The following is a 25889-nucleotide window of genomic DNA, read 5'->3' on the forward strand; positions in this document are numbered from 1 at the left end:
CTTCATAATTTCTATAAAAATATTAAGAAATTCTTAAGGGGGTTTTTGGAACTTACAATTTAAAAAAAGCGTATAATAAAGGTTAGGGAAAAGGAGATGAGGTTGTGAAGAAGAGAATTGGATTTATTATTCTCATTTTATGTTTACTCACTTTTAGTTATCAGACAAAAGAAGCCTATGCGAAGGCAGAGCTAGAGGTAGATGCTGAAATTGGAATTAACAACAAAATAAAACAAGAGAAAGGTGTTCCATTAAAGGTTACCATTACGAATAATGGCGATGATTTTTCAGGGGATTTCGTTATTGATGCGGAAGTCAGCTATTCTATCGGATCAGCCCTAGTTTATCCTTTAGATATTGCTGCTGGTGAAACAAAAACCTTTAATATTTTTTTAGAGGGTTACTCAGATAATTTAATGTACTCAAATACGAATACACGTCAAGATTACTTCCACTTTTATGAGGGTGGGATAGAACAAGGAAAAAAGATAAAGTATAAAGGTGACCATTATTTAACACCTAGTGTACTTGAGTATGATGCAAAATTTATTTATGCCATTACAAATAATGAGGATCGTTTAGCAGGTATTAAGAAAATCTCTCAATTTGCAACAATGCCCGTTCAAACATACTTTATTAATCAAACAGAAGGTATGGTTCTTCCTGAAGATGCAAATGAGCTTGAAATGATTGATGTAATTGCATTTGATGAAGTGTCCATTAGCGATTTAACTGAAGAACAACAGCAGGCCCTGTATTCCTGGGTTCAGCAGGGGGGTACTGTAGTTTTTGGTGCAAATGACCTTGGAGATAGGGCAACTGGAATATTTGCTAAGCAATTACCTCTTATTTTTAATGGAGAAACTGAAGTAATTGCGAAAGGGAGCCTAGAGAAATTAACAGGGAACGGTGTTTTCACTGAAGATATTTCGGTGAGACAAGCGTCTTTAAAACAGGGTAGTGCGATTGTTTCAAGTGTCGACAATAAAATATTAGCAGCCTCAACGTCGATTGGACAAGGAAAGCTCATTCAAACAGCTTTTTCCTTAGGCGATGAGCCATTAGCTTCGATGGCAGGCTATAGCAAACTATTAACAAATATTTTATCTCTACACACGAATAACACAAATTATGTTTACAAACCTAGCTACGGATTTGGAGAAAACTGGGCGTATTCAAATGAGCTATTCCCGTCCTTTAAATTTTCTACTGGGTGGGTAATTGCTCTGATTATTATATATATCATTATTATTGGACCAATCCTATATATCGTCTTAAAACGAAGGGATAAACGCGAAAAAATGTGGCTTTATATTCCGGTCATTTCAGTACTAGTTTCCATTGCCTTTTTCGGGTTCGGTGCAAAAGACAGAATACTAAAACCTCAAATTCAGCAAATGGCACTGTTCGAGGTTCAGAACGACGGTACTTTAATTGGTACGTATACAAACGCCCTTTTAACGAATAAAAGTGGAGATTTTATATTCCAGACAGATAACAATACGAGTGCCATTGCATCAAACGGCTATAATCCTTTATCAAATTCTAGAGAATTACACAATTCCTCCTACATTAAAAAAACAGCAGAAGGTAGTGAACTTACATTAAATGATGTAGATTATTGGTCTGTCCAATCCATTGTTGGTAAAACTACAATCACGGATGGTGGCAAGCTAGATATTCAATTAGAAGTAAAACAAGGAAAGTTAACAGGAACTGTAAAAAACTCCTTACCGGTTAATTTAAAGGATGTTACGGTGTTAACAGGTACAAAAAAAATCGTACTAGGAGATCTGGATATTGGGGATACACTAAACGTTTCTGAGGAAGTAACGAACCAAACGTTACCAGCAGCAATCCAGAGCTACGGCGGCAACTACTATAATCCAACTATCAATCAAGATTTATTCCAATCAAAGCTAGAAGCAATACAGGCCACGGCTATTGACTCAACGATTACTTCAAAGCAGCCAATCATTACAGCTTGGTCAGACAGTTCTCTTGTACCTGTTGAATTTAAAGGGAACGCCGATATGTCGACCCTTTCTTATTTTGTACAACCTTTTACTCCGAAAATATTTCTGGACGGTGAGGTAAAGTTTACAAAGGACGACTTTAATGCAGAAGTAGAGCCAGTAGATTCAAATAACTATTCACACCTTGATTATGATAATCCAAATAATGTTTATATAAGTGAGGGTGAACATAAGTTACTTTATCGAATAGCTTCAAATATGAAATTAAACGAATTTACATGGAATGAGCTTGTAACAACGTATGATAGTAACGTAATGACATTAGAAATATTGAATCAAAAGACATCACAATATGAGGCGATAGGCGATAGTCCACACGCAATAACGTCTAATATCTCAGATTATATTTTGGAGGACGAAGGTATCATCTTTAAAGCGACAAAAGTGGGAATAGATAATGGTGAGAGCGTTAAACTCCCAACATTTATATTGAAGGGAGTGGCGAAATAATGATTGATATTCAAGGATTAACAAAAAAATATGGCTCGTTTACGGCACTAGACGATTTAGATTTAAAAATTGAAGAGGGTGTTGTATTTGGATTTGTTGGATCAAACGGTGCTGGTAAATCCACAACATTTTCAATTCTATCAACACTTTTAGCTCCAACGAGTGGCAACGCATTTGTTAATGGAGTCAGCGTTATTGATGACCCTGTTGCAGTGCGTCAGCAGCTTGGCTATATGCCTGACTTTTTCGGTGTATATGATCAATTAAAGGCAGACGAATATTTAGATTTTTACGGAGCTAGCTATGGTCTATCCGCTGCAGAACGGGAAGTCTTAATTCCTGAATTATTAGAACTTGTGAATTTAACAGATAAGCGCTACGAATATGTAGATTTGTTATCTCGCGGGATGAAACAGCGCCTTTGTTTAGCTCGTGCGCTCATCCATGATCCCAAGGTGCTTATTTTAGATGAACCTGCTTCTGGTTTAGACCCGCGGGCACGTACAGAAATGCGAGATATATTAAAGCATTTAAAATCCATGGGAAAAACAATTTTAATTTCCTCACATATTCTACCGGAGCTTGCTGAAATGTGTGATGAAATTGGTGTACTCGACAACGGGAAACTAATTGCACAAGGTAATGTTGCAGCCATTCAGGCACAGCTTCAGGGGGATAAGGAGCTTATTGTGAAGGTACTAGGGAATATTGAAAAGGCAGTAGCCTTCTTTGAAGAGGATCCTAATATTACGTCAATTGAAACAATTCCTGACAAGGAGACAATCACTTTCCTTTACCGCGGTACAATAGAGCAGCAAGTTCAAATGCTAAAAAGAGCGCTGCTTTCAGATATTCTCATTTATAGTGTCAATGAAATTGAGAAAGATTTAGAGGATATCTTTATGTCAATTACGAAAGGAGCGGATGGACAATGATGCAAAAATTGTATAATCCCGTTCTAATGAAGGAATTAAAGCTCCGATTCCGCTTCTTTAAAAGTATTACAGGAATCATGTTTTATTTAGGTGCTATGTGTGTGTTTGTTGTCGGATTCTTTATGATTACGACACAATTTACTGGCACGGGCTATTTTAGACCAGACCAAAGCTATTACCTTTTTATCATGCTTTCTGTTTTACAAATGGCACTCGTAATGTTTATAACACCAGGATTAACTGCAGGAGCCATTAGTTCTGAGCGTGAAAAACAAACATTAAATATGCTCTTAATGACAACGCAAAGCTCATGGCAGATCATATTAGGTAAGCTCATGTCATCTATCGCGTTTTTAGGTCTACTGTTAGTTGCAGGATTACCATTATATAGTATTGTATTTTTATTCGGTGGTGTTTCGCCGTTACAATTAATCACTATCTTTTTCTTTTATTTCATTACGATGCTGGCAATCGGAAGTATCGGGATCTTCTTCTCGACCTATACAAAGAGAACCATTACTTCTATGATTGCGACATACGGCTCTATGGTGTTTTTAGGTGGCTTTACAGCATTTTTCTTCTTCGTAGGTGTGATTATTGACCAAACAGTTATAATGGGAACAACATCGTTATCACCGTTAACTTATTTTTGGGCAAGTATTAATCCTGGAGCGTTAGTCCTTTCAATCCTATCAGGCGATATGGTAGAAGGGCTGTATGATTTAGTAGGAATCGAGGTACCATTATGGATTCCGTACTTAATTTTCTATGTTGCCATTACAGTTATTACACTTTGGCTTTCTGTGCGAAAATTACGTGTGAATATGAAACGTGGTTAAAGGAGGCTCACTGAATGGACCGAAAAAAACGACTATGGCAAACAATCACTCAAGTTCGTTTGCATTTAACGTTCGAGACTCTATTTCGTAATATGCAAAAAGGATTGCTTTATGCGGTCCTTTCCTCATCCATTATTCTATTAGTATCGCGGCTGTTTGTTTTACCTTACTATGCAAACGTAGCCTTTGGTGCTGGAATCATTGCATTTATAGCCTTGCTTTCAAAAGCATTTATCGACCGAACAACAAAATTAGAGGCTCTACACAAGCTTGATGCCTACTATCCATATAATGAGCTCGTTACAGCATTAACGAATAGTAATGAAGAAAACCCTTTAGTACAATCGCTATTAAAGCGGGCTTTTGATGAAAAAGATCAAGCATTCAAAAACTTTAAAAAACGACAAAAAAGGCTGTTTTTACCTAAAACTTTAGCGGTCACAGTTGGTTTAGTAGCTTTCCTCTTAGTTTTAACGATATTCCCAGCTGCAACTCAGCAAGAGGCGAAGGTCGTAGAGGAAGAGCGGGCTATCACAAAGGAAATAGAGAAAAAAATAGATGATTTGGAAAAGAAGAAGCTTTCCGAGCAATCTAAGAAGGAATTACAGGAGCTGAAAAAAAAGCTAAAGGAAACAGAAGATGCTGAGCAGGCTTTACGTGAAATAGTGAAAAAACAAAAAGAGTTAAAGCTTGAGGAAAACAAGCTGCAGGAAAAGCAGGACATGGCTAACACAAATGGAGAAGGCCTTTCAGCTCAAGAATCAAAGCGATTAGCCGAGCTTAAAGAAATGAATAAGGAGCTAGCAAAGTCAGCAAGCACAGCTCAAGGTTCATTAAGTAAGCTAGGTAAGCCAGTTGATTTGAGTCTTCAAAATACAATTGCCAATGCACTTAATAATCAACAGTCTAGTGCTGCATCAAGTCAAAATCAATCGTCTAATGGACAAAACAGTAATCAAACAGGACAGGGGCAGGCTGGACAAAATAACGGCTCCTCCCAAGGAAACAATCAAAGCGGATCTGGAAGTGGTAGTCAGGGTAATAGCCAAGGTAATAATAATGGATCCAATGGGCAAGGAAACGGTAGTGGCTCTGGCAATGGTCAGGGAAGTGGCTTGGGGAATGGTGCTGGACAGGGGCAGGGTCAAGGATCTGGTACTGGAAAAGGTCAAGCTGGCGGTCAAGGGGGCAGTGGCGCTGGTACAGGTGCTGGTAACCGAAATTTATTAGCCATCCCGTCGCGTCTTGGTGGATCAAGTAGCACAACCGTAGATGGTGGTAAGCTAGGGGAAGGAAAACCTATCGAGGAAAAAGGTCCAGTCCCTACAACAAAAGGAGAAATACGACCCTATCAAGAGGTTGTCGGTAGCTATCGGGATAGCTATATGAGATCTACAGACCGTTTACAGCTACCAACCGATTTACAGCAAATGGTTCAATCCTACTTTACGTCGATTGAATCTAATAATTAGGAGGGTTCCAATGGCATTTAGTGAGCAGCAATATAAAGAAATGAGCGAAAGCTTTCAAAAAGTAAGGCAAGAAATACAGCAATTTATCGTTGGTCAGGAGGAGGCTGTAGAATTTACACTATACGCCATTTTAGCTGATGGCCATGTGTTACTTGAAGGGTTACCTGGTCTCGGAAAAACGATGCTCGTTCGTACCATTTCAGATGTGTTGGATTTAAGCTTTTCTAGGATCCAATTTACGCCAGATTTAATGCCGGCAGATATTACAGGAACAAGCATGATTGAGCGTCTTGAAAATGGAAAACAACAATTCACCTTCCAAAAAGGGCCAGTTTTCAGTCAAATGGTGTTAGCGGATGAAATTAACCGTGCTACCCCGAAAACACAAAGTGCCCTGCTAGAGGCGATGGGTGAAAAAACGGTTACGATATTAGGGGATACGAAGCAGATGGAAAGGCCCTTTTTCGTATTGGCTACACAAAACCCGATTGAAATGGAGGGGACATATCCACTCCCTGAAGCTCAGCTTGACCGTTTCCTATGTAAAGTCTTACTACCTTATCCTAGTAAGCAAGAGCTACTGACAATCATGAAGCGAACAACAGGGGCTGAGCCAATTAACTTATCGAAGGTGATGAACACAGACGAGCTATGTATTGCACAGCAAATGGCGAAGGAAGTAATAATAGCGGATGATTTACTTGGTTATGCCATTCAAATTGTTACAGCTACAAATCCCTTTAGCGAAGATGCTCTGGAAGAAATCAAACAATATGTTCAATACGGTAGCGGACCTCGTGGTGTACAAAGTGTCATCAAGCTCGCGAAAGCTAGAGCATTAGTACAGGGTCGCTTCCACGTATCGATTGCAGATATTAAAGCTGTAGCTAGGCCTGCTCTTCGACATCGGATGCTACTAAATTATGAGGGAGAGGCTGCAGGGAAAGTGCCGGATGATATGATTAATATTATTTTAGAAAAAGTACAGCAAGGAGTAGCACTATGACGAAGCCGGCACTGCTTCTGCAAGATGATTGGCAAATCAAGCTACGTCGATTTTCACTCTCATCTCGCTCAAAACTAAGAGGGCAGCATAAAGGCTCACATCGTTCACAGCGCTTTGGTACAACGATGGATTTTAGCGATTTTAGAGAATATCATCCTGGAGACGATGTGCGACAAGTAGACTGGAATGTTTTTGCGAGGACGGATAAATATTTTATTAAACGCTTTTTAGATGAGCAGGAAATGCGCGTCCATGTGTTACTTGATGCTTCAAAATCGATGGCACAACCTGAAAAATGGCGCTTTGCATGTCAGCTTTCTCTTGCATTAGGCCTAACTGTTCTACAAAATGACGATCGATTTTCCTTTTCAGTAGTAGCTGGGGATAAAACACCACCATTTCGAAAAAAAGGAGCTATTTATCGACAAGCATTAACACAGCATATTTCAACATTGCCAATTCCATCTTTAAAGGATTCCTTTGCGAAGTATGCGCTACAGGCATTACCTAAAGGACAAACAATGCTAGTCATAATTACAGATGGACTGGAGCAAATGTCAGAGTGGGAGATGGTCATTAGTAAATTACCACGCTTCGCTAAAGATATTCGTATCATTACAATCGGAACGGAACAGGAAATGAATCCTAGCTTTTCAGGTGATATCGAGCTTCAGGATATCGAAAGAGATAACAAATTAAATGTTTCAATGACTAGCAGAGTAATTGAGCAATATATGGAAAAAAAGCAAGCTCATGAAAAAGCATTTGAATCTCTTTGTTCTAAATATGGAATTGCTACGATGCAATTAGTAGTAGACGAAGGATTTCAGCATGCCTTTTTTAATAAGCTAAGAAAGGCGAACTGGATACAGTGAGGTGAGCATATTGGGATTTGGTAGCTTAAACTTTTTATGGACACTCATTGTGCCATTAATCGTACTACTCTATTACTTTTTCAGAAAGAAATATAAACAAGAAACGGTATCTTCAACAATATTCTGGGAAGAAGCAATGCAAGAAACAAAGGTATCACCTTATCTAAAACAGCTGCAAAAAAATGCTTTACTATTTTTACAGCTTGCTGCACTACTCCTACTCGTTTTTGCTCTGATTAAGCCGTTTATACCTTCAACAACAGTTGCGGGATCACAAGTTATTCTGATTGTTGATACTTCAGCAACGATGTTAGCTGGAAAAGAGCAGCCGATTTTTGAAGAGCATATTAGGCAAATGAAAAAGCTTACGGAAGAGCTTCACAATAAACCTGTAACTCTTATTACGTCAGGAAATTCTCCAGAAGTACTCTTAAGGCAGGAATCAGATAAATCGGTCATACTTCAAACCTTAGATTCTTTATCTGTTACATACGAAGAGGAGCAACTGCCAAAAGCAATTAATGTAGCACAAGCACTTATTGGCAATGAGGCAACCTCTATTTATGTGTTTACAGATTCTATCGAGCGAAATATGCTTCCAGTGGAAAATAACTTAGTAGAATGGCATGTTATAGGGGCCGAAAATGCAAAGGATAATATTTCAATTACAAAGCTTGCTGCCACTTCAAATGAGCAGAATATTACAGCACTTGTGCAGCTTCAAAATGATACCGAGGAAAACGTAACATTTAACCTTAAGCTTACAAATGATAAAAAGGAACAACTTGCACAAGAAGAAGTGACAATTGAGCCCCATGAACAAGTTTCCAAGCTCTATGATCAAATACCTACTACATCAACCATATATGCTAGCATCGATGTAGAGGATGATTATAAAGTGGATAATGAAGCCTTGACGTTACTTCAACCCAATACAATGGAAGTGTTAATCGATCCAACAATGCACAGGCTTGTTCAAAAAGGGTTTATAGCCGTGTACGATGAGGTAACTTATTTTGACGAAGCATCAACAAAGAATGCAACAGAAAATGCATTCTTTGTTTCAAATGATGTTGAATTAATGAATAAAATAAAAACACCTATGTTTTTGATTGGTCGTAATGACAAGGAACCAAAAGAAATAAACGCCATGGCTGATAACACTAAGCATCCACTATTCAGCTTTAGTCCTTTAGAGGATGTATATATTAGCAAGCTTTATCCGCAGTTTGATGATTATGAAACAATCGCTACAGTGAATGAAGAGCCATTTATTCAGCTATCACCCTCTGGAGATATCATTTTATTAACTGATCTTGAGGGTACAGATTGGCCACTGCATCCTTCGTTTCCACTATTTTTATGGAGTACTATCCAGGAGTTAACTACAAGTGGACAAGCTCTTGGTACATTTACACCGCTAGAAGAAAGGGCTATTCCTTTAGTAGAAGGAGATTGGTCTATTTATCGGGCGGATGGAGAATATGTATCTTCATTCGAAAATGGAAAAAGGTTCAGGGCACCAGCAGAACCTGGTCTATATAGAGTGGTAGCGGAAGGTGAAGAAAAGCAATTTACCGTTGGGCTATCACAAGGAGAAAGGCTCATTAAAGAAGGAGCAAGCTTTACAATTGGTCAATTACAGGAAAAAAGTAAGAAAGAGCAACAGAAAATTTCAATTGTTCCGTATTTAATTATTTTAATATTAACAATAATCGTTATCGAGTGGGAGGTGCAAAGACGTCGTGGATTTACGAATTGAGTACCCTTTAGCTCTCATACTTTTTATCCCACTTTTCATCTATTTGTTTTGGACATGGAAGCGGCACCGGAAACAACTGAAAAAAGTTCATATGGCTGTGTTTGCAACGCGTATTTTAACGGTTTCCATATTAGTATTAGCGTTGGCAAATCCTTATCTTTTATTGCCGCTAGAAAAGGAGCAGGTTGTATTTTTAATCGACCGATCTGCATCCATTAAAGGTGAAGGGGATAGCGCAGTTAAGTTTATTAATGATAGCTTAGATTCTAAACAAGAGCATCAGGATGTCGGTATTTATTCTTTTGCGGAACGTTTGCAAACTGAAGTATTATTATCGAACAAGCTAGATAGTGTTCCTGAACTTAGTACTATAACCATGGATAGCCAAACAAATATAAGTAATGCATTGCAATTAGTTTCAGGCATTGCTGATCGACAAAAGGCAACGCGCATCGTACTTCTTTCTGATGGATTACAGACGAAGGGAAATGCACTAGATGAGGTAACGAAATTTTCCAATTCTAATGTAACTGTAGATGTTGTTCCATTAACAAAACCAGCTTTACAGGATGTCGTCATCGAAAGCTTTACCTCGCCACAAGTTGCTTTTGATGGGGAAGAGCAGCTATTAATTACAGAGATTTCCTCATCAACAAGAACAACTGCTAGCCTTACACTTTACGAAAACGATGTGGTCATTCATCAACAAGATGTAACTCTAGAAGAAGGTGATAATCGGTTCACATATTCACATATCGGTTCGGCACAAGGGTTAGTCAAATATGAGGCAATGATTGGCGTCGAAAATGATGCCGTATTAGAAAATAATAAACTAACAAGTGCAACAACTGTAAAAGCACCGCCGAGAGCGCTAATCGTTCATAACCACGAGAACGGTACGTCCATCCCGAGCATCTTAGGAGAAAATACAATAGCCTACGATGTGATGTCAGCAGCAGATTTGCCAAGCTCTTTATCTAGCTATTTAGCGTATAACGCCATCATTTTCGATAATGTTCCAGGTCATCTTGTTGGGGAAGCAAAAATGGACGTAATCGAGCAAGCTGTGAAGCATTTTGGAGTAGGCTTTATGATGGTCGGTGGTGAAAATAGCTTTGGTCTAGGTGGATACTTTAAAACGCCAATCGAAGCTTTACTACCCGTCGAAATGGAGGTTAAAGGGAAGCATGAACTCCCTACCCTTGGGCTCGTACTTGTAATTGACCGCTCAGGTAGTATGATGGGCAGTAAGATGGAGCTTGCAAAAGAGGCAGCCGCTCGCTCTATCGAATTATTGCGAGACAGTGATACGCTGGGTGTGATAGCTTTTGATTCAAAACCATGGGAAGTAATCAAAACAGCCATGTTAAAGGATAAGAAGGATGCGCTTGATAAAGTATCCTCAATTCCAGCGAATGGGGGGACAGAGATCTATTCTTCCCTTGAACTTGCCTATAAAAATTTGCAGGATTTACCCTTACAGCGAAAGCATATTATTCTTTTAACAGATGGGCAGTCCGCAACAAATTCATCCTATGAGGACTTACTATCCACTGGCTTAGATAAAAACGTTACGTTATCAACCGTAGCAATTGGGAGCGATGCCGACCGTACGTTATTAGAAAATTTAAGTTTGTTAGGAAATGGCCGTTTTTATGATGTAACTGATGCAACAATGATCCCCTCTATTCTATCTAGAGAAACAGCTATGATTTCACGGACATATATTGAGGACAATCCATTCTATCCAACCGTTTATAATGCTACTAATTGGAATACCTTATTCAACGAGGGTGTGCCGGAAATGAATGCTTATATCGGTACGACAGCAAAAGCAATGGCTAACGTTATTGCTGAGAGTGATAAAGAGGATCCTATTTTAGCCCAGTGGCAATACGGTTTGGGAACAACCATTGCCTTTACATCGGATTCATCTGGAGCTTGGGCTGGAGATTGGGCACGCTGGGAAAATTGGCGGAAATTGTGGCAAACAGCCATCGCTGAAATGCTACCAAGCTATCACGAAGTTGCTTATGATATAAAATCTCAAGGAAATGGTAGCTACATTATTACAGACTCTACTAATGAGGCAGCATTTCTAAATATTGCTGCAGTAAATGAACAAGGGGGAGAGCTACCAATAGAAATAGAAGTACTTTCCTCAAGTAAAGTACGAGTAACTGTTGATAGTGATCCAGGGCTTATTTTCTTTAGTGTTGCGAATAAAGAAGGGCAAATTTCCCAATCCGGTATACACGTACCTTACGGAGATGAGTATGCAGCACTCCCGTCGAATACTGCAATGCTCAAAAAAATCGCAGAACTTGGAAACGGGAAATTATTAGAAGATCCGGAAGAAGCTTTTCGTGAATTTAAGCAACAGGGGGTCGAAAGCAAGTCTATTTCCCACTGGCTCTTATTAGCAGCGATGTTACTATTCTTTATGGATATTACACTTCGACGCTTCGGATGGTCGTTCGTGTTAGCTTTAAAGGGAAAATCTAAGCCAACAAAAGAATACCCAATTGAAACGAATGTAGGAAAAGTATTACAAAAAATGAAAAAGAAATAATAGAAAGAGTCACATCGATAGGTATTTTGTCTGATGTGACTTTTTCTGTATTTTTTTGCGAATTCGCAACATTTTTACTATATTATTCGCAAAAATCTTCTAAAAAATAGAATTAAAACTACAAAGTTGATTAAAATGATAGAGTGATTTTAATACATAGAATTACTATTTTTACTAAAGTAATTTAAAAACAAAAGGGGAGTAAAAATGTTTAATTTCACATCAATTCGCAAAAAAATCTTGTTTAGTTTTAGCATCGTTGTATTCATTATGATCTTAAATAGTAGCTATAACATTTATACGACGAACAAAAATAATACACTTACAGATGAAATGGTCAACGAACAAATTAACCTGTTAATTACAGATTATGAACTATCAAATTCAATTGCTCTTCGAATTGCAGCTGTACGTGGCTATGTACTTTCAGGTGAGCAAAGATATAAAGATATTTATATGGAAAATGTTGAACGTGCATTAGAGAACGAAAAAATTCTGTTATCATTAACAAAATCTGAGGAGTTCGAGCATTATGCTTCAATGGCAAAGGAATGGAATAGCTTTATCAAAAAAGAAGTATTTGATGTATATGATGCAGGTAATGCCGAGCTAGCGGTAAAAAACCTTACTACTATGAATGAAACGGCAACTGAAATACGTGAAGGGTACGAAAGCTTAGCTGCAAATCGTAAAGCCTTTATTACAGAAACAGGGAACGATTTGCTAGAACAGGGAAAACTGTCTCTCATTCTCGGGTCTATAGTTGGCATTGCTATTGTAGTATTAGCCATTATAATTGCGATAGCTAGCGCACGCTCCATTTCTAATCCTATTAGAATCGTTACGAATAGAATGCAGCAAATTGCAGCTGGGGATTTAAGCGGGAAAGCTATCGAATCTTCTGCAAAGGACGAAACAGGGCAATTAACAGCTGCTACTAATGAAATGGTAGAGCAAATGAATGATCTATTAAAGCATATTCAAGCCATAGCTGAGGATATCGCCTCTCATAGTGAAGAATTAACGCAATCCTCCCATGAAGTCAGTACGGGTGCAGAGCAAGTAGCGTATACGATGACAGAAATTGCAAATGGCTCTGAAATTCAAGCAAATAATGCAAGTACAGTAGCGTCAACAATGAATGATTTTACTACACAAGTAACGGATGTTAATAACCGTAGTATTGAAGTCACACAATTCTCTACAAACGTATTACAATTATCGCATGAAGGTCGAGAGCTCATGTCATCTTCTACACAGCAAATGGCTACAATTAACACAATTGTTAAAGATGCCGTTGTAAAAGTAGAAACATTATCTAATCAAACCCAAGAAATTTCTAAGCTTGTTTCTGTTATACATGACATTGCTGACCAAACAAATTTACTAGCATTAAACGCTGCAATTGAGGCCGCTCGAGCAGGTGAGCATGGAAAAGGCTTCGCTGTCGTTGCGGACGAAGTAAGAAAATTAGCCGAAGGAGTATCCCACTCTGTAGTTGATATTACGAATATCGTGAATTTAATTCAACAGGATTCAAGAATGGTAACAGCATCGCTAGAGATGGGTTATTCGGAAGTAGAGAAGGGTTCAAAACAAATTTCATCTACGAACGAGACGTTTTCAAATATTTCAAGATCAATTGATGCCATGTCTGAGCATATTTCGGATATGTCAGAAAAGCTAGAAGTTGTAGTACAAAACACTGCTACGATTAATAAATCTGTAGATGAAATTGCCGCGGTTTCGGAGCAATCAGCAGCTGGTGTACAACAAACGACCGCAACAGTAGAAGAAGCAGTAAGTTCGATGGAAGAAATTACAACAAGTGCCTCTAATCTATCTCAAATGGCAGATAGCCTACAAGAACGAGTAAATAAATTTAACTTAGTATAGTGCATGAGGGCTATTACGGTTCAGTATCGTAATAGCCCTTTTTATTATCTATATTTTGGAACTAATTCCTTATCGTTTCGTTTTATATGTGAGTGGAATTTTAAAGGAGGTTATTATGGAAGCTGATGTTACGATAATGCTTGCTTTTGGTGCGGGGCTCTTAACATTTCTATCCCCATGTGTATTTCCACTGTATCCTGTATTTCTGTCATACATAACAGGTATTAGTATTAACGAATTACAGAGTGGCGAAATACGAGGAAAGTGGAAACAGGTTCTACATACGATTTCTTTTTTACTAGGTTTTTCAATTATATATTTAATCTTAGGGTTTGCTACTTCAGAAAGTGCCCAATACTTGAAAGTTTGGTATTTCGAGTATGGTGATTTAGTTCGCCAAATCGGTGCCATTCTAATGATTTTATTTGGTTTAGTAACAATAGGTCTGTTACAGCCTAAGTTTTTAATGAAGGAACGAAAACTAAACATTCAAAATCGACCTGCAGGCTACTTTGGCTCTATGCTCATTGGCTTAGCCTTTGCAGTGGGCTGGACCCCTTGTACTGGACCTATTTTGACTGCAACGCTAGGGCTAGTTGCTACCAATCCTTCACAAGGCCTATGGTATATGGCCGCTTACATTTTAGGCTTTAGTATTCCGTTTTTACTAATGGCATTTTTTGTTACAAAATTCTCTTGGTTAAAAAAATACAGTGCAACAATCATGAAGGTAGGAGGTGGAATTATGATTGTTATGGGACTTATCTTATTTTTTGATAAGTTTTCAATTATTAATTCGTTATTCCAGCCTTTTTTTGGCGACTTCCAAGGGTTTTAAATTGCCTTCCATTTAATTTTTTTTTTTGGAGTTGGACCTATTAACCGGTTCAGCTCCTTTTTTCGATAATCACACTAATTTATCAAAATATTTACATTTAATAATAGACATGCTTTATAATTTTCATAAATAGAATGTAATATAAAGGGAGTGAGAACACTTGGAAATTTTCATTTATTTACTCGTTAGCTATTTAATCGGAAACTTTATGACAGCCTCCTTTGTTGGAAAACTATATGGTGTTTCGCTTCAAGATGAAAATAGCGGGAATTTAGGAGCACGAAATGCTGGCCGCACATTAGGCAAGCTTGCATTTATGTTGACATTACTAGGAGATGCATTCAAGGGAGCGTTAGTAGTTATCATAGGAAATTCACTAGATTTCTCATCGTTTCTCATTACTTTAGGTATATTATTTGTTATTTTAGGACATTTATATCCATTTTGGCTGCGGTTTAAAGGCGGAATGGGGATTGCTACGATGATTGGCTCTTTTTTAGCTTTTTCTCCAACGTTCATGCTTGCTATGATTGCAGGAACTGCGCTGTTTCTTATTTTTACTAGAAGCTTAACGCTTAGTATGATAGGTGGTTTCATGGCCTATAGTTTTGCTATTTTATTTAGTGGCAATTTTCACTGGAGCCTGTTGATTGGCGTGTTAGTTTTATTAACTTATGAGCATCGTGATAATCTGATGAAAAGAGTGAGATAATATGTATTGGTGTAAAATTGCTACAACCGATCATGAATTTAATGAGATTGCTGCACTTACTTACGAAACTTTCGTAGAGGAAATACCTCAGCATAAACCAAATAAGGAAAAACGACTGGTCGACCGATTCCATCATGAAAATACATATGTTGTCGTATATAAACATAGTGAGCTTGTAGGAATGGTTACTTTTCGAGATCAACGACCATTTTCATTAGATGAAAAAATTGGAGAAATAGAACAGTTTATATCGCCTGAGCAATGTGAAAAACTTTGTGAATTGCGATTACTAGCTGTAAAAAAAGAGCACCGAAACGGGCGAGTCTTGATGCGGTTAATGAAGGCGCTCTATGCTTATTTTTTTCATGAAAACTATTCAGCCTGTGTGATTTCCGGTACAACAAGGCAGGAAAAGCTATATAAACAAATTGGTTTTACACAATTTGCAACAGCCTTTGGGACCGAAGAGGCAAAATACTTGCCAATGGTCTTAACGAAGGAGAAAATTCATTCCTTCAAAAAGCGACTTCTGGATGAGCGTTATACGTTTTATCCTGGACCCGTTTTACAGCAAGGACCACTTGGATTGACGAATTTATCTCATCGTTCACCCGAATTCAGTGATTTATACGATACAATGATTCATCAGCTTTTACTGTTGAGTGGAGCAAGGAATGTCACAACCCTCGTCGGATCAGGTACATTAGCAAATGAAGCTATGCTTGGTCAGTTAAAGTCTGATTTTAATAATGACGTAGGTATAATTATTTCGAACGGTGAGTTTGGCGAACGTTTAGCTTCTCAAGCACAAGCATGGCAGCTGCAATTTCAAAAGATTTCATACGCTTGGGGTGAGCCATTCCAACTTAAAAACATAAAGAGCCTTTTAGAAGACGGTCAATATAAATGGTTGCTATTCGTACATGGAGAAACATCTACTGGTACGATAAATCCGATAAATGAATTAGCAAAATATTGTAGAGAAAACTATGTAAAACTTTGCGCCGATTGTATTAGCTCATTTGGCTCTAAGCCTTTTTCTATGGATGAACTCTATTTAGCAACAGCTGTCAGTGGCAAAGCAATAGGAGCATTAAGCGGATTATCTTTCGTTTTTTCCAATGAAACGTTCCTTTATAGTAATGCACCGCGCTATTTAAATTTACCTTATTACAATAAAGGTGAAATTCCTTTTACAATACCTGCTTATTTAGTGCAAAATGTGGCACGAGCACTTCTAGCTTACCCACAGCGCTATCAAGAGCTAGAAAATCGAATGAATCAACTATTATCGTCAGATTTATTCCATCGGCACGGTATTAAGACGAGCCATTACCCGATGATTGCAACACTTCAGTGTAATCCGAAGTTTAGTAGGGATGCTAAGCTTAATGGATTGTTTCTCCATGATGAAAGCAATTATTTAAAAAGGAACATGTATACACAAATTAGCGTTATTGGACCTGATTTTACGGAAGCCTTTAAAAAGCTTCAGCAATACTACGATCAATATTTAAAAGTACTACAAAAATCTGAACAGTACTTAGGATAATTTAGTAAGGGTGATCAATGATGAAGGATACAAGTTTAATATTAGAAGGTGGAACATTCCGAACCCTATTTACAGCAGGTGTGCTCGATGCGTTTATCGATGAAAAAATAACTATGCCGTATGTAGTTGCAATATCTGCAGGGGCCATTAATGCTTGCTCTTACATTTCCGAGCAAAAGGAACGTACACTGCGTGTTATTAGAAATTACCGTCATGATAAGCGATATATGGGCATCGGCAATTTCCTAAAGGAAAAAAGCTATTTCGGATTAGATTTTGCCTATAATGTTCTACCAAATAAGCTAGAGATCTTTGATTGGGACAAATATCAGGCTTATAATGGTAAGATTGAATTTGGTGTTACAAATGCAGTTACTGGGGATGTAGAATACCTAGATGCCCTTCATATGGATAAGGAATGTATGCTGCTTCGGGCAACTTGTGCAATACCGATCTTATTTCCAGAAATAAAGATTAATGACACTCCGTATTACGACGGGGGTTTAGCAGACCCCATTCCAGTGCAAAGGGCGGAGCAAAGCGGTTTTGAAAAGCATGTCTTTATTCTTACACGTCCTCAAGGATATCGTAAAAAAATGGACCGAAAAAGCAAATGGGTAATGAAGCTATTATCTCGTAAATATCCAGCACTTTCTAATCTTATGGCAACTCGTGTAGAGCGTTATAATAGAACACTCTCTTATGTTGAGGGGCTAGAAAAAGAGGGACGTGCATTTATATTCCGACCAGATTATTCTCTTAATAGCTTTGAAAAGAATATCGGCAGAATGAATGAAACATACCAAATGGGCTATGACCAAACAATGAAGCAATTAGATGCTTTTACGAAGTTTATTCAAACATAGAAGGGAACACTGTATCGAAAGCAAAGCTCAAAAAGAAAAGATGGTGAACATGAGGCAAAAACCGATTTATGTAGAAATTGAAATGAACAGCCATATAGATACATTATGGCGCTATACGCAGCAGCCTGAACTTCATGAACAATGGGATTTACGCTTTTCCTCAATTACTTACAACGAAAAACTTCCTCATGATGAAGCACAAACGTTTACATATACGACAGAAATAATGCCAGGAATTTCTGTAAGTGGCTGGGGCGTAAGTAAAGGAACACACGAAAAGTCTAACGGTGTCAGAACATCTTCTCTCCATTTTGGTACAGAGCAACGACTATCACCAATAGCGGAAGGAAAGGGATATTGGCAATATATTCCGAATAGAAAAGCTGTAACCTTTTTAACACAGTATGATTATCAGGTACGATTCGGTTTTTTAGGAAAAGCCTTTGACATACTATTTCGTCCATTAATGGGCTGGGCGACCTCGTTAAGCTTTGATGTACTAAAGCGATGGATAGAGGATGGAGAACGACCAGCCACACAATACCGCCGATTTTTTTCGTTTTATTCTATATGCTTTTTATTTTTCTTTATTTGGTTGTATCAGGGGCTTGTACCAAAAATTTTATATATTCATCCACTTGAAATTCAACTATTGATGCAATTAACTGGGAAAACGGAAAATATAGCCGAACTGGCAGTTTACGGAATTGGAGCCGCTGAAATCGCTTATGCCATTTTATGGTTAACTCCTGTTAAAAAAAACTATTATTAGGATTACAAATTATACTATTTCCCGTTCTTACTATTGCTACTGTATTTGCAGACGCCTCTACAAGTACAGGACCGTTTAATGTTATTTCATTGAACATGTCTCTATGGGTTTTATCTATTATTGGTTTCTTACTTTGTACTAATTTACCTACCGCAAAAAGCTGTAACCGTAAAAGGGGGAGAAAAAGATGAACATTTATTCAACACTTTTAGGAGAAAATTTTTCTAGGCTACACCCTAAGCTACAACAACGTTATATGCTATCATTTGACAAGCCATTTGAGGCAAGTGGGACAATGCGAGCAATAAAGTCAGGAACGAAACTACTCTTTCCCTTTTATAAACTGGTGACGAAAACGAATTTTTTATTTCCAGAATTCGGACGGGATATCCCGTTTCAAATTAAAAATACAGCTTATTATAATTCAGCAGGGGAAAGAGCTTTTCATTTTCCTCATATTACTCGTTACTTTAATGCAAAAATGACCATCGATCAGGATAAGAAAATCGTCAAAGACTATTTAGGGGATCCTTCATTTTTTTATTCTGATTTACGTTTTGATGTAACAAAAAACGGGCATTTACTAGTTCGTTCTGGAAAGCAAAAGCTAGTTTTCGGATCCTTGGAGCTACCGTTTCCACAAAAATTAGAGGGAAGAGTGATAGTGGAAGAAGGCTATGATGACAGAAGAGAAGTATTTACAATTCATGTATCGATTTACAATGACATTTTAGGGAGGATTATGATGTATGCTGGAGAATTTACTGAAGGTACTTCGTAGTCCTCTCATTCTACTCGGTCTTGTATTATTTATTATTTCACTATTTTTTGGTACTCAACCCTCCTATTTATACTATTTAACCGTTGCTCAGCTAATTTATACTCCCATCATGGTGGAGCATATTGTGAAATTACATAACTGGGAGAAGCTAATCATTGCCACGGGGATGCTTTCAGTTTCTATACTGACTGTTGAAGTAACACCTGAATTAGCGAATATTGCAGCAGGAATGTATGTATTAGCAACGTTTGTCATTGCCAAAAAGGGAATAGAACGATTTTTACACAGAGGCTTTACGAATAAGGCTGAAATTGTTATAGATATTGGTGTTATATACATTGCTATTGGTGGGCTTTGGTTTTTGGCCTATATAGCTGGAATCGATACAGGCTTTCCACCCATTATTAATTGGTTAACCTCTATTCATTTTCATTATTCAGCATTTCTACTTTGTATTTCTCTCGGATTAATCGGTCGTTTAACCCAAGGAAGGCTCTACAATTTTATCGCTGTTATATTTGTAACTGGACCGATGCTTGTTGCGTTAGGCATTACATTCTCGAGAATCCTCGAAATCGTTTCTGTGATTCTTTATATACTTGCTATTTATGCATTATTTTTTATGCTATTTCGTATTAGAATGCCATTTCTGCAAGCGCTTAGTATCCGATTAACAATTGCTTCATTATGTTTTACGATTTTGTGGTCTCTATTATATGCTTACGGAAATTTAACAGAAAAAACGATTGTTACGATTCCAGATATGCTTCATTTTCATGGATTCTATAATTGTGTTATTTTCGGCCTTTTCACTATTGTTGGATGGTCTATTAAAGTTCCGGAAACAAAACAGCCGCCCTATTCTTTCCCAGTAAGTGGGATTCGTGGGAAACTAAATGAAGTAGGGGAGGGCTTTCCTGGATTAGTAGATAGCTTAGCAGATTTTGTGGATTGTTCGACACTTCCGAGGAGTATTACGCATTTTTATGAGCATACAAACCAGTATCGCTTATTTGCCTCAGTTACTTGGAAGCCTTGGTTTAAACCATTTGCATTTATCTATCAAGGAATTAGTAAAAAGATAGGTCAATTAAATTTACCGTATTCTTCTCATAGAGTGGAGATGACTGGCACGATTCATTCTGTAGATAATTCATTAGATGGTCGAGAAAAACCTCGCGTTTGGAAGCGACAGATTGAGGATGAGACTGTATTTGTAGCCATTTACTCGAAGCATACATCTAACGATAAAACGTATATGAATATCGCTTTACCATTACCTTTTTCTACAATGGTCGGTATATTAGAGCTCTCTGAACAGCACGGAGAACTACATATAAAGAGCAACGGGACCGGGGATAGTGGTACCTACTTAGCAATAGGCAATTATGTAATGAAGCTACCTCTTCACGAATATTTTATCATTACTGAAGAAGCAGGCGATTTAATAGCAACACATATTATGACTATATTCGGTTTACATTTTTTACATATCGACTATAAAATCGTATTGAAATTGCAGAAAGAATAGCAGGAACTAGAATGAAATTAATAGAGTTGGTCAAGTTAAACGAGTGCAATTTGGATGAAGTCGGCTGCTATTGACTTCGGAGCAAACCGAAATCAGCCCGGGATAGAAAAGATTGAATAATAGTTATTAGAATGTGGGGGAAATATGGAATCCAAGCTAATTATTATACGAGGTAACTCTGGGAGTGGAAAAACAACGATTGCAAAAAGTCTTCAAAATTATTTGGGACGAGGAACATTATTGGTTTCTCAAGATGTTATTCGGCGTGAAATGTTGAAAGTTCAAGATAGAGATGGAAATCTATCTATTGATTTGATTCGTCAAATCGCGGAATATGGTAAAGAAAAATGTGAATTTATTATCGTGGAAGGAATCTTATGCAAAAGTCGTTACGGTGATATGCTGAATGATTTAATCCAGTTCTATAATCATAAGGCCTATACATATTATTTTGATTTATCTTTTGAGGAAACAGTAGCACGTCATAACTCTAGAGAGAAAAAGAAGGCATTCGGAGAGGAGTCTTTACGTGCCTGGTGGAATCCAAATGATTATCTCGATTTGGATGGAGAAATGAGATTGACCCATGATATGTCACAAGATTATGTGTTGAAACTGATTTTAAATCAACTGCAAGCGTAATTTAAGTTTGTAATATCAATATATTTCTTCAGCAATTAGCCCAGATTGTCCAACAACCATAGGTAGATAATCATCAACTCTTTTTATAAAACCGAAACATAAATCTACTGAAAAAGAATCCATTTTGATTATTCTTTTTTTCAAAATAGATTCTTTTTATTTGCCGTAAAATACAGATTTTCTATCAATCTTTATTTAAAGCCAACATCAAATAAGGTCCTGGCTCATCATTTTATAGTTCTTCTAGTTCCTGCATTTTTTCATAAATTCTTCGTTTTCGATAGAGCATCATTCCGGCTTCGGCTACATCGTGAATCATTGATCTATTCGCATATGCTCCGAAAAGAATGCCTGCGATTGGCACCAATTGAAATAGCTTTTTCCAGCCGAATTGATCTCGGTACGTGAAAAATACCTCCTGCCACCCTTGTAGCTGGGAAATCATGTTTTCAGATGCCTGATTGTTCTCGTGCATTGTTGAAAGCTCCTTTAAAATCGCTTCTTTACCTACAATATCTGCTGAGGAAAATTGTAAGCATTTTACGATAAACACACGCTCTAATTTATCATTAGGGTCATACCCATGAAGTATGGCGATTTCCTGAAGCGTTTTTAGTGCCATTCCAAGTACTACCGGAATATCAATTGCTAAAGTAAATATGCCACCAATGCCTGTTGAAGCACCTTGAACCGTTGCTAGCTTTACACGATTTTGCTGAAGCGCTTCACTTAAGGAGATCATTGATTCAATTGGTAAATTAGCAATATCCTTAATGGACTCGATGTTTTGAACCTTACTTTCTTTTTTGACCTTTTCAATCATTCCTCGTTCACTTATTAAATAACGTCCACCTGTTTGAATATAATTACCTAGCTCTGCTACTAACTCAGCAATTTTATTTTGAATAAATGCAGGCGTCACCTTGTCCAAAATTTTGAAAGGAATTCGACCAATTTTTTCCCAAAACCATAATCCTTTTTGATCCTTCTCCCATTTTTCAATTGTTAATAAATGCTGCGCCAATTGTTCTTTCGTATCCATTTAACTCTCCTTAGATTATGAATTCATTGGTATTATTACGTATTATTGCATCAAAAAGTTTCAATAATTTAATTCGTCCTTAAATTTTGCAAGTATATTATGGCGAAAGAAAAGCACACTATTCACGTTAAATAAAATTTTCTGGAGGTAATAGAATGTCTAATCAACACCAGCCAAATCCTGATGATCGATCAAATAATGTCGAACGCTTAAACAGCATGGTACAAGACACAATAGATAATTTAAATAAGTCACAGGAAACACTAAAAAATGCAGGAAGGGAAGAACGTCAAAGAATTGAAGAAAAAAATAAGCGACGTGAACAGTCCATATCCGCAATGAGAGCCGAAATAGAAGATGAAGCAGCTTCTAGAGAACGAGGTTACCATTAAGATTACCGTAATCCCTAATTCAAACATTGAGTTAGGGCTTTTCTTCTCCTTTTAACGTTCGCCCAAAGTGAAGCCACTTTTATTATAAGGAGAATTTATGATACCATCTGTATGCAAGGCAAATAGATTATCTAGTATTAAGAGGTATGAAAGGTATGAAATCATTCATCATAAATTTAATTGAAATGAATATAGTGCTTGGAGCTAGCTTTAGCTTTTTGTTGATGGTTATACTTGCATTTATACCTGCAATGCCTATACCATTAGTTGCAAGTATCATTGGGAATATTTTCTCGATACCGGTCGCATTAACAATCAATTTAGGTGGAAATGTACTCGGGTCTTGTCTTATGTTTTTATTAAGTAGAACTAGTTTTAAGAAATTTGCGGAACAAAAAATGAACAAATGGAAATCGGTTACAGGTTTCTTTCTTCTACTTGAAAGAAATGGTTTTTTAGCAGTGTTAATCGCTCGGTTGATTCCGATTATGCCCTCAGCAGCGATTAATTTAATTGTGGGTATTTCTAACATCTCAATGACCTCGTTCATATTAGCAACAATTATAGGCAAGTTTCCAACAATGCTTGCTGCAACAATTGCAGGTAGTCAGTTTAATGAACATCCAGCCATTTCGATTTTACTTTTTTCGCTCTATTTTTGTGTTCTTATAATAATAGGCTATAAACTAAAGAAACATTGGACATACAAAAACGAATAAAGATAACAATAAATAAAAAGGGGTATAGTCTTGCTAAAGAAATTATTAATAATCGAAGATGAAGTAATTATGTTAGATTTATTTAAGATACATTTAAAAAATCAATATGATTTAACTTTAGTAGAAGACGGAGCAAGGGCATTAGAAGTTATTCAAAACAATACATTTGATTGTATCATTTTAGATATAATGCTTCCTTATATTGATGGCTGGTCGATATGTAAAATTATTCGAGAACAATCAATAACCCCCATATTAATGTTAACAGCACGCTCTGAAATAGAAGATCGTGTAAGGGGACTAGAATTAGGAGCAGATGATTATTTAACGAAGCCTTTTGATTTTGAAGAATTAAAAGCAAGGATTTCTGCTTTATTACGAAGAAGCGAATACCAAGATCAAAATCTCCAAAATAATATCTTATCATTTAATAATGGTTTACTTCGAATACATAAAGATAGTCGAAAAGTTTATTTTGATAATAACAGAATTGATTTAACCTCTAAAGAATTTCAATTATTATGTGTGATGGGCGAATCCCCATCCCGCGTTTTTACTAGAGATGAATTACTAGACTTCATAGGTGACTTACACGATTCAAGCAAGTTGCGATCGGTCGATTCACATATTAAAAATATTCGAATAAAATTTAGACAAGTCCAGACCGGTGTAAAAATCATTAAAACTGTTTGGGGTCTAGGCTATCAAATTATCCTTCCTGGAGTAGAGTAATGAAAAAAAATAGCATTGTATTTAAACTAGGAACTATCATTTTCATTTTATTTCTTTCAATACTAATTCCATTTGCATTTTTTATTGATCGAATATTTTTAAATGTTTATTCGATCTATTTAAATGAAAACATTAAAGAAACTGCTGATCGAATTGTAAATGCCGCTTCAACCTCCAATGAATCCATGGCTACTTATTTAGAAAATCTAGATAATATTACGGATCATGAATTAATATATTTTAATAATGCAGGAACAATTTCAACTGAGGGCTTTAAGAAGTTTGAGAAGGGCGATACTCTTCCTAGCGAATGGCAGACAAAACTGAAACAAGGATTATACATAGATAATGAATGGTTAGATGAAAGTACAAATGAAAAATTTTATTATATTATTCAACCTTTCATAAAGGATGAACAGTTTCAAGGCGGTGTAGTTGTTGTAGCTTCAATTACTGAGCTACATAGTAAAATGCACGGTGTCCGAAATTGGATTATTATCGCTTTTATCGCTGCGATCATTTTAGCATTGGGTTATACGCTCTTTTTATCATGGCGCTTATCCAGACCATTAATTCGAATGGAGCATGCTACTAGAGAGATTGCAAAAGGGAACTTACAAACCCGTATTGAAGTAACTTCTAATGATGAAATTGGTTCCTTGGCAAGAGCTATTAATGACTTGAGTATTGAATTAAACAACTATCGGAGTAATAGAAGTGAGCTGCTAGCAAATATTTCCCATGAATTACGCACACCTATTTCGTATTTAAAGGGGTATGCACAAATAATTAAAGATGAACAATATGCAAGTAAAGATGAATTGCAAAATTACGCCGCCATTATAGAAGGCGAGTCGAATAGACTAGCTAAGCTTATCCAAGAGCTGTTTGAATTATCTAAAATGGAAGAAGGTAACATTCAATTATATGTTCAATTAATTGATGTAGAAGATTTAGTCCAATCTGTCGTTCAAAAAGTACAATTAAAAGCTAACGAAAAAGGATTACACTTATATTCAATAGTCGACGAAAGAATTCCAGATATCTATACAGACGGCTTGCGATTAGAGCAAATTTTGATTAACTTATTAGAGAATGCACTTAACTATACGGAGCAAGGAGAAGTATCAATAAAAGTTAAGGCAGATAAAAATCATATTTGTTTCATTATTAAAGATACTGGATCTGGTATTCCGGAAGAAGATATACTCTTTATTTTTGATCGCTTTCATCGAATAGAAAAGTCTCGAGTACGCCATATGGGAGGTACAGGTTTAGGACTAGCTATCGTAAGAGAACTTTCTAAGCATTTGCAAGGAGAGATTACCGTAAAAAGCTCACAAAATAATGGATCGAGCTTTATTGTTACACTTCCAATCATACTTACAATCGAAGATGAAAATATAAAGCGAAATGGCGACTAACAGTTAATTGTTTGTCGCTATTTTTTTCACCCCATAAGACGAT

General features: G+C 36.9%; 22 protein-coding genes. 21 read left to right on the forward strand and 1 reads right to left on the reverse strand.

The window, feature by feature from the left end; all coding sequences use genetic code 11:
* Nucleotides 1-104 precede the first annotated feature (104 nt).
* From V4T18_RS01090 to V4T18_RS01170, 17 genes are all read left to right on the forward strand, one after another.
* Nucleotides 105-2486 carry a hypothetical protein gene (locus tag V4T18_RS01090; RefSeq protein ID WP_332645583.1) on the forward strand — a complete coding sequence of 794 codons (2382 nt, stop codon included), beginning with the start codon at nucleotides 105-107 and terminating at the stop codon, nucleotides 2484-2486.
* Entirely contained in the window at nucleotides 2486-3421 is a 936-nt protein-coding gene (locus tag V4T18_RS01095; protein WP_332645585.1) for an ABC transporter ATP-binding protein, read from the forward strand. Before V4T18_RS01090 ends, V4T18_RS01095 begins: the two co-directional genes overlap by 1 nt.
* Nucleotides 3418-4260, forward strand: a complete 843-nt coding sequence (locus tag V4T18_RS01100) for an ABC transporter permease (RefSeq protein ID WP_332645587.1) — start codon at nucleotides 3418-3420, stop codon at nucleotides 4258-4260. The genes V4T18_RS01095 and V4T18_RS01100 overlap by 4 nt, the downstream gene beginning before the upstream one ends.
* Before the next feature lie 14 nt (nucleotides 4261-4274).
* Nucleotides 4275-5732, forward strand: a complete 1458-nt coding sequence (locus tag V4T18_RS01105) for a hypothetical protein (RefSeq protein WP_332645589.1) — start codon at nucleotides 4275-4277, stop codon at nucleotides 5730-5732.
* A gap of 10 nt (nucleotides 5733-5742) precedes the next feature.
* Entirely contained in the window at nucleotides 5743-6738 is a 996-nt protein-coding gene (locus V4T18_RS01110; protein ID WP_332645592.1) for an AAA family ATPase, read from the forward strand.
* Nucleotides 6735-7613 (forward strand): DUF58 domain-containing protein, encoded by an 879-nt coding sequence (locus V4T18_RS01115; RefSeq protein ID WP_332645594.1) that lies wholly within the window; start codon nucleotides 6735-6737, stop codon nucleotides 7611-7613. Before V4T18_RS01110 ends, V4T18_RS01115 begins: the two co-directional genes overlap by 4 nt.
* Nucleotides 7614-7623: 10 nt before the next feature.
* A complete protein-coding gene (locus V4T18_RS01120) occupies nucleotides 7624-9375 on the forward strand; it encodes a vWA domain-containing protein (RefSeq protein ID WP_332645597.1) in 1752 nt (583 codons plus the stop codon).
* Between the two features lie 91 nt (nucleotides 9376-9466).
* A complete protein-coding gene (locus V4T18_RS01125) occupies nucleotides 9467-11947 on the forward strand; it encodes a VWA domain-containing protein (protein ID WP_332645598.1) in 2481 nt (826 codons plus the stop codon).
* Between the two features lie 207 nt (nucleotides 11948-12154).
* Complete coding sequence (locus V4T18_RS01130) at nucleotides 12155-13843, forward strand: methyl-accepting chemotaxis protein (protein ID WP_332645601.1); 1689 nt, start codon at nucleotides 12155-12157, stop codon at nucleotides 13841-13843.
* Between the two features lie 115 nt (nucleotides 13844-13958).
* Entirely contained in the window at nucleotides 13959-14681 is a 723-nt protein-coding gene (locus V4T18_RS01135) for a cytochrome c biogenesis CcdA family protein (protein ID WP_332645603.1), read from the forward strand.
* Between the two features lie 160 nt (nucleotides 14682-14841).
* Nucleotides 14842-15393 (forward strand): glycerol-3-phosphate acyltransferase, encoded by a 552-nt coding sequence (locus V4T18_RS01140; protein ID WP_332645605.1) that lies wholly within the window; start codon nucleotides 14842-14844, stop codon nucleotides 15391-15393.
* Nucleotide 15394: 1 nt separating this feature from the next.
* Nucleotides 15395-16945, forward strand: coding sequence for an aminotransferase class V-fold PLP-dependent enzyme (locus tag V4T18_RS01145; RefSeq protein WP_332645607.1), 1551 nt, complete (start codon nucleotides 15395-15397; stop codon nucleotides 16943-16945).
* 20 nt (nucleotides 16946-16965) lie between these two features.
* Nucleotides 16966-17811, forward strand: coding sequence for a patatin-like phospholipase family protein (locus tag V4T18_RS01150; protein ID WP_332645609.1), 846 nt, complete (start codon nucleotides 16966-16968; stop codon nucleotides 17809-17811).
* A 49-nt stretch (nucleotides 17812-17860) separates the two neighbouring features.
* Nucleotides 17861-18583, forward strand: a complete 723-nt coding sequence (locus V4T18_RS01155) for a DoxX-like family protein (RefSeq protein WP_332645611.1) — start codon at nucleotides 17861-17863, stop codon at nucleotides 18581-18583.
* Between the two features lie 187 nt (nucleotides 18584-18770).
* Nucleotides 18771-19364: a DUF4166 domain-containing protein gene (locus V4T18_RS01160; protein ID WP_332645613.1), complete on the forward strand. Its 594-nt coding sequence runs from the start codon at nucleotides 18771-18773 to the stop codon at nucleotides 19362-19364.
* Nucleotides 19333-20895: a YndJ family protein gene (locus V4T18_RS01165; protein WP_332645615.1), complete on the forward strand. Its 1563-nt coding sequence runs from the start codon at nucleotides 19333-19335 to the stop codon at nucleotides 20893-20895. Before V4T18_RS01160 ends, V4T18_RS01165 begins: the two co-directional genes overlap by 32 nt.
* Before the next feature lie 144 nt (nucleotides 20896-21039).
* Nucleotides 21040-21537, forward strand: a complete 498-nt coding sequence (locus tag V4T18_RS01170) for a kinase (RefSeq protein WP_332645617.1) — start codon at nucleotides 21040-21042, stop codon at nucleotides 21535-21537.
* Nucleotides 21538-21769: 232 nt separating this feature from the next.
* Here V4T18_RS01170 and V4T18_RS01175 read toward each other — a convergent pair whose 3' ends face one another.
* On the reverse strand, nucleotides 21770-22579 hold the full coding sequence (locus tag V4T18_RS01175) for an EcsC family protein (protein ID WP_332645619.1): 810 nt from the start codon (nucleotides 22577-22579) through the stop codon (nucleotides 21770-21772).
* 155 nt (nucleotides 22580-22734) lie between these two features.
* On the opposite strand from V4T18_RS01175, the gene tlp reads away from it, so the two are divergent.
* The 4 genes from tlp (at nucleotide 22735) to V4T18_RS01195 (ending at nucleotide 25846) form a co-directional block, all read left to right on the forward strand.
* Nucleotides 22735-22971, forward strand: a complete 237-nt coding sequence (gene tlp, locus V4T18_RS01180; protein ID WP_332645620.1) for a small acid-soluble spore protein Tlp — start codon at nucleotides 22735-22737, stop codon at nucleotides 22969-22971.
* A 155-nt stretch (nucleotides 22972-23126) separates the two neighbouring features.
* A complete protein-coding gene (locus V4T18_RS01185; protein WP_332645623.1) occupies nucleotides 23127-23690 on the forward strand; it encodes a TVP38/TMEM64 family protein in 564 nt (187 codons plus the stop codon).
* 30 nt (nucleotides 23691-23720) lie between these two features.
* Entirely contained in the window at nucleotides 23721-24422 is a 702-nt protein-coding gene (locus V4T18_RS01190; RefSeq protein WP_332645625.1) for a response regulator transcription factor, read from the forward strand.
* A complete protein-coding gene (locus V4T18_RS01195) occupies nucleotides 24422-25846 on the forward strand; it encodes a sensor histidine kinase (RefSeq protein WP_332645627.1) in 1425 nt (474 codons plus the stop codon). Before V4T18_RS01190 ends, V4T18_RS01195 begins: the two co-directional genes overlap by 1 nt.
* The last annotated feature ends 43 nt before the right edge of the window (nucleotides 25847-25889 follow it).

Origin of the sequence: Lysinibacillus sp. 54212 (genome assembly GCF_036662795.1) — a bacterium.
Taxonomy (GTDB): domain Bacteria; phylum Bacillota; class Bacilli; order Bacillales_A; family Planococcaceae; genus Lysinibacillus_B.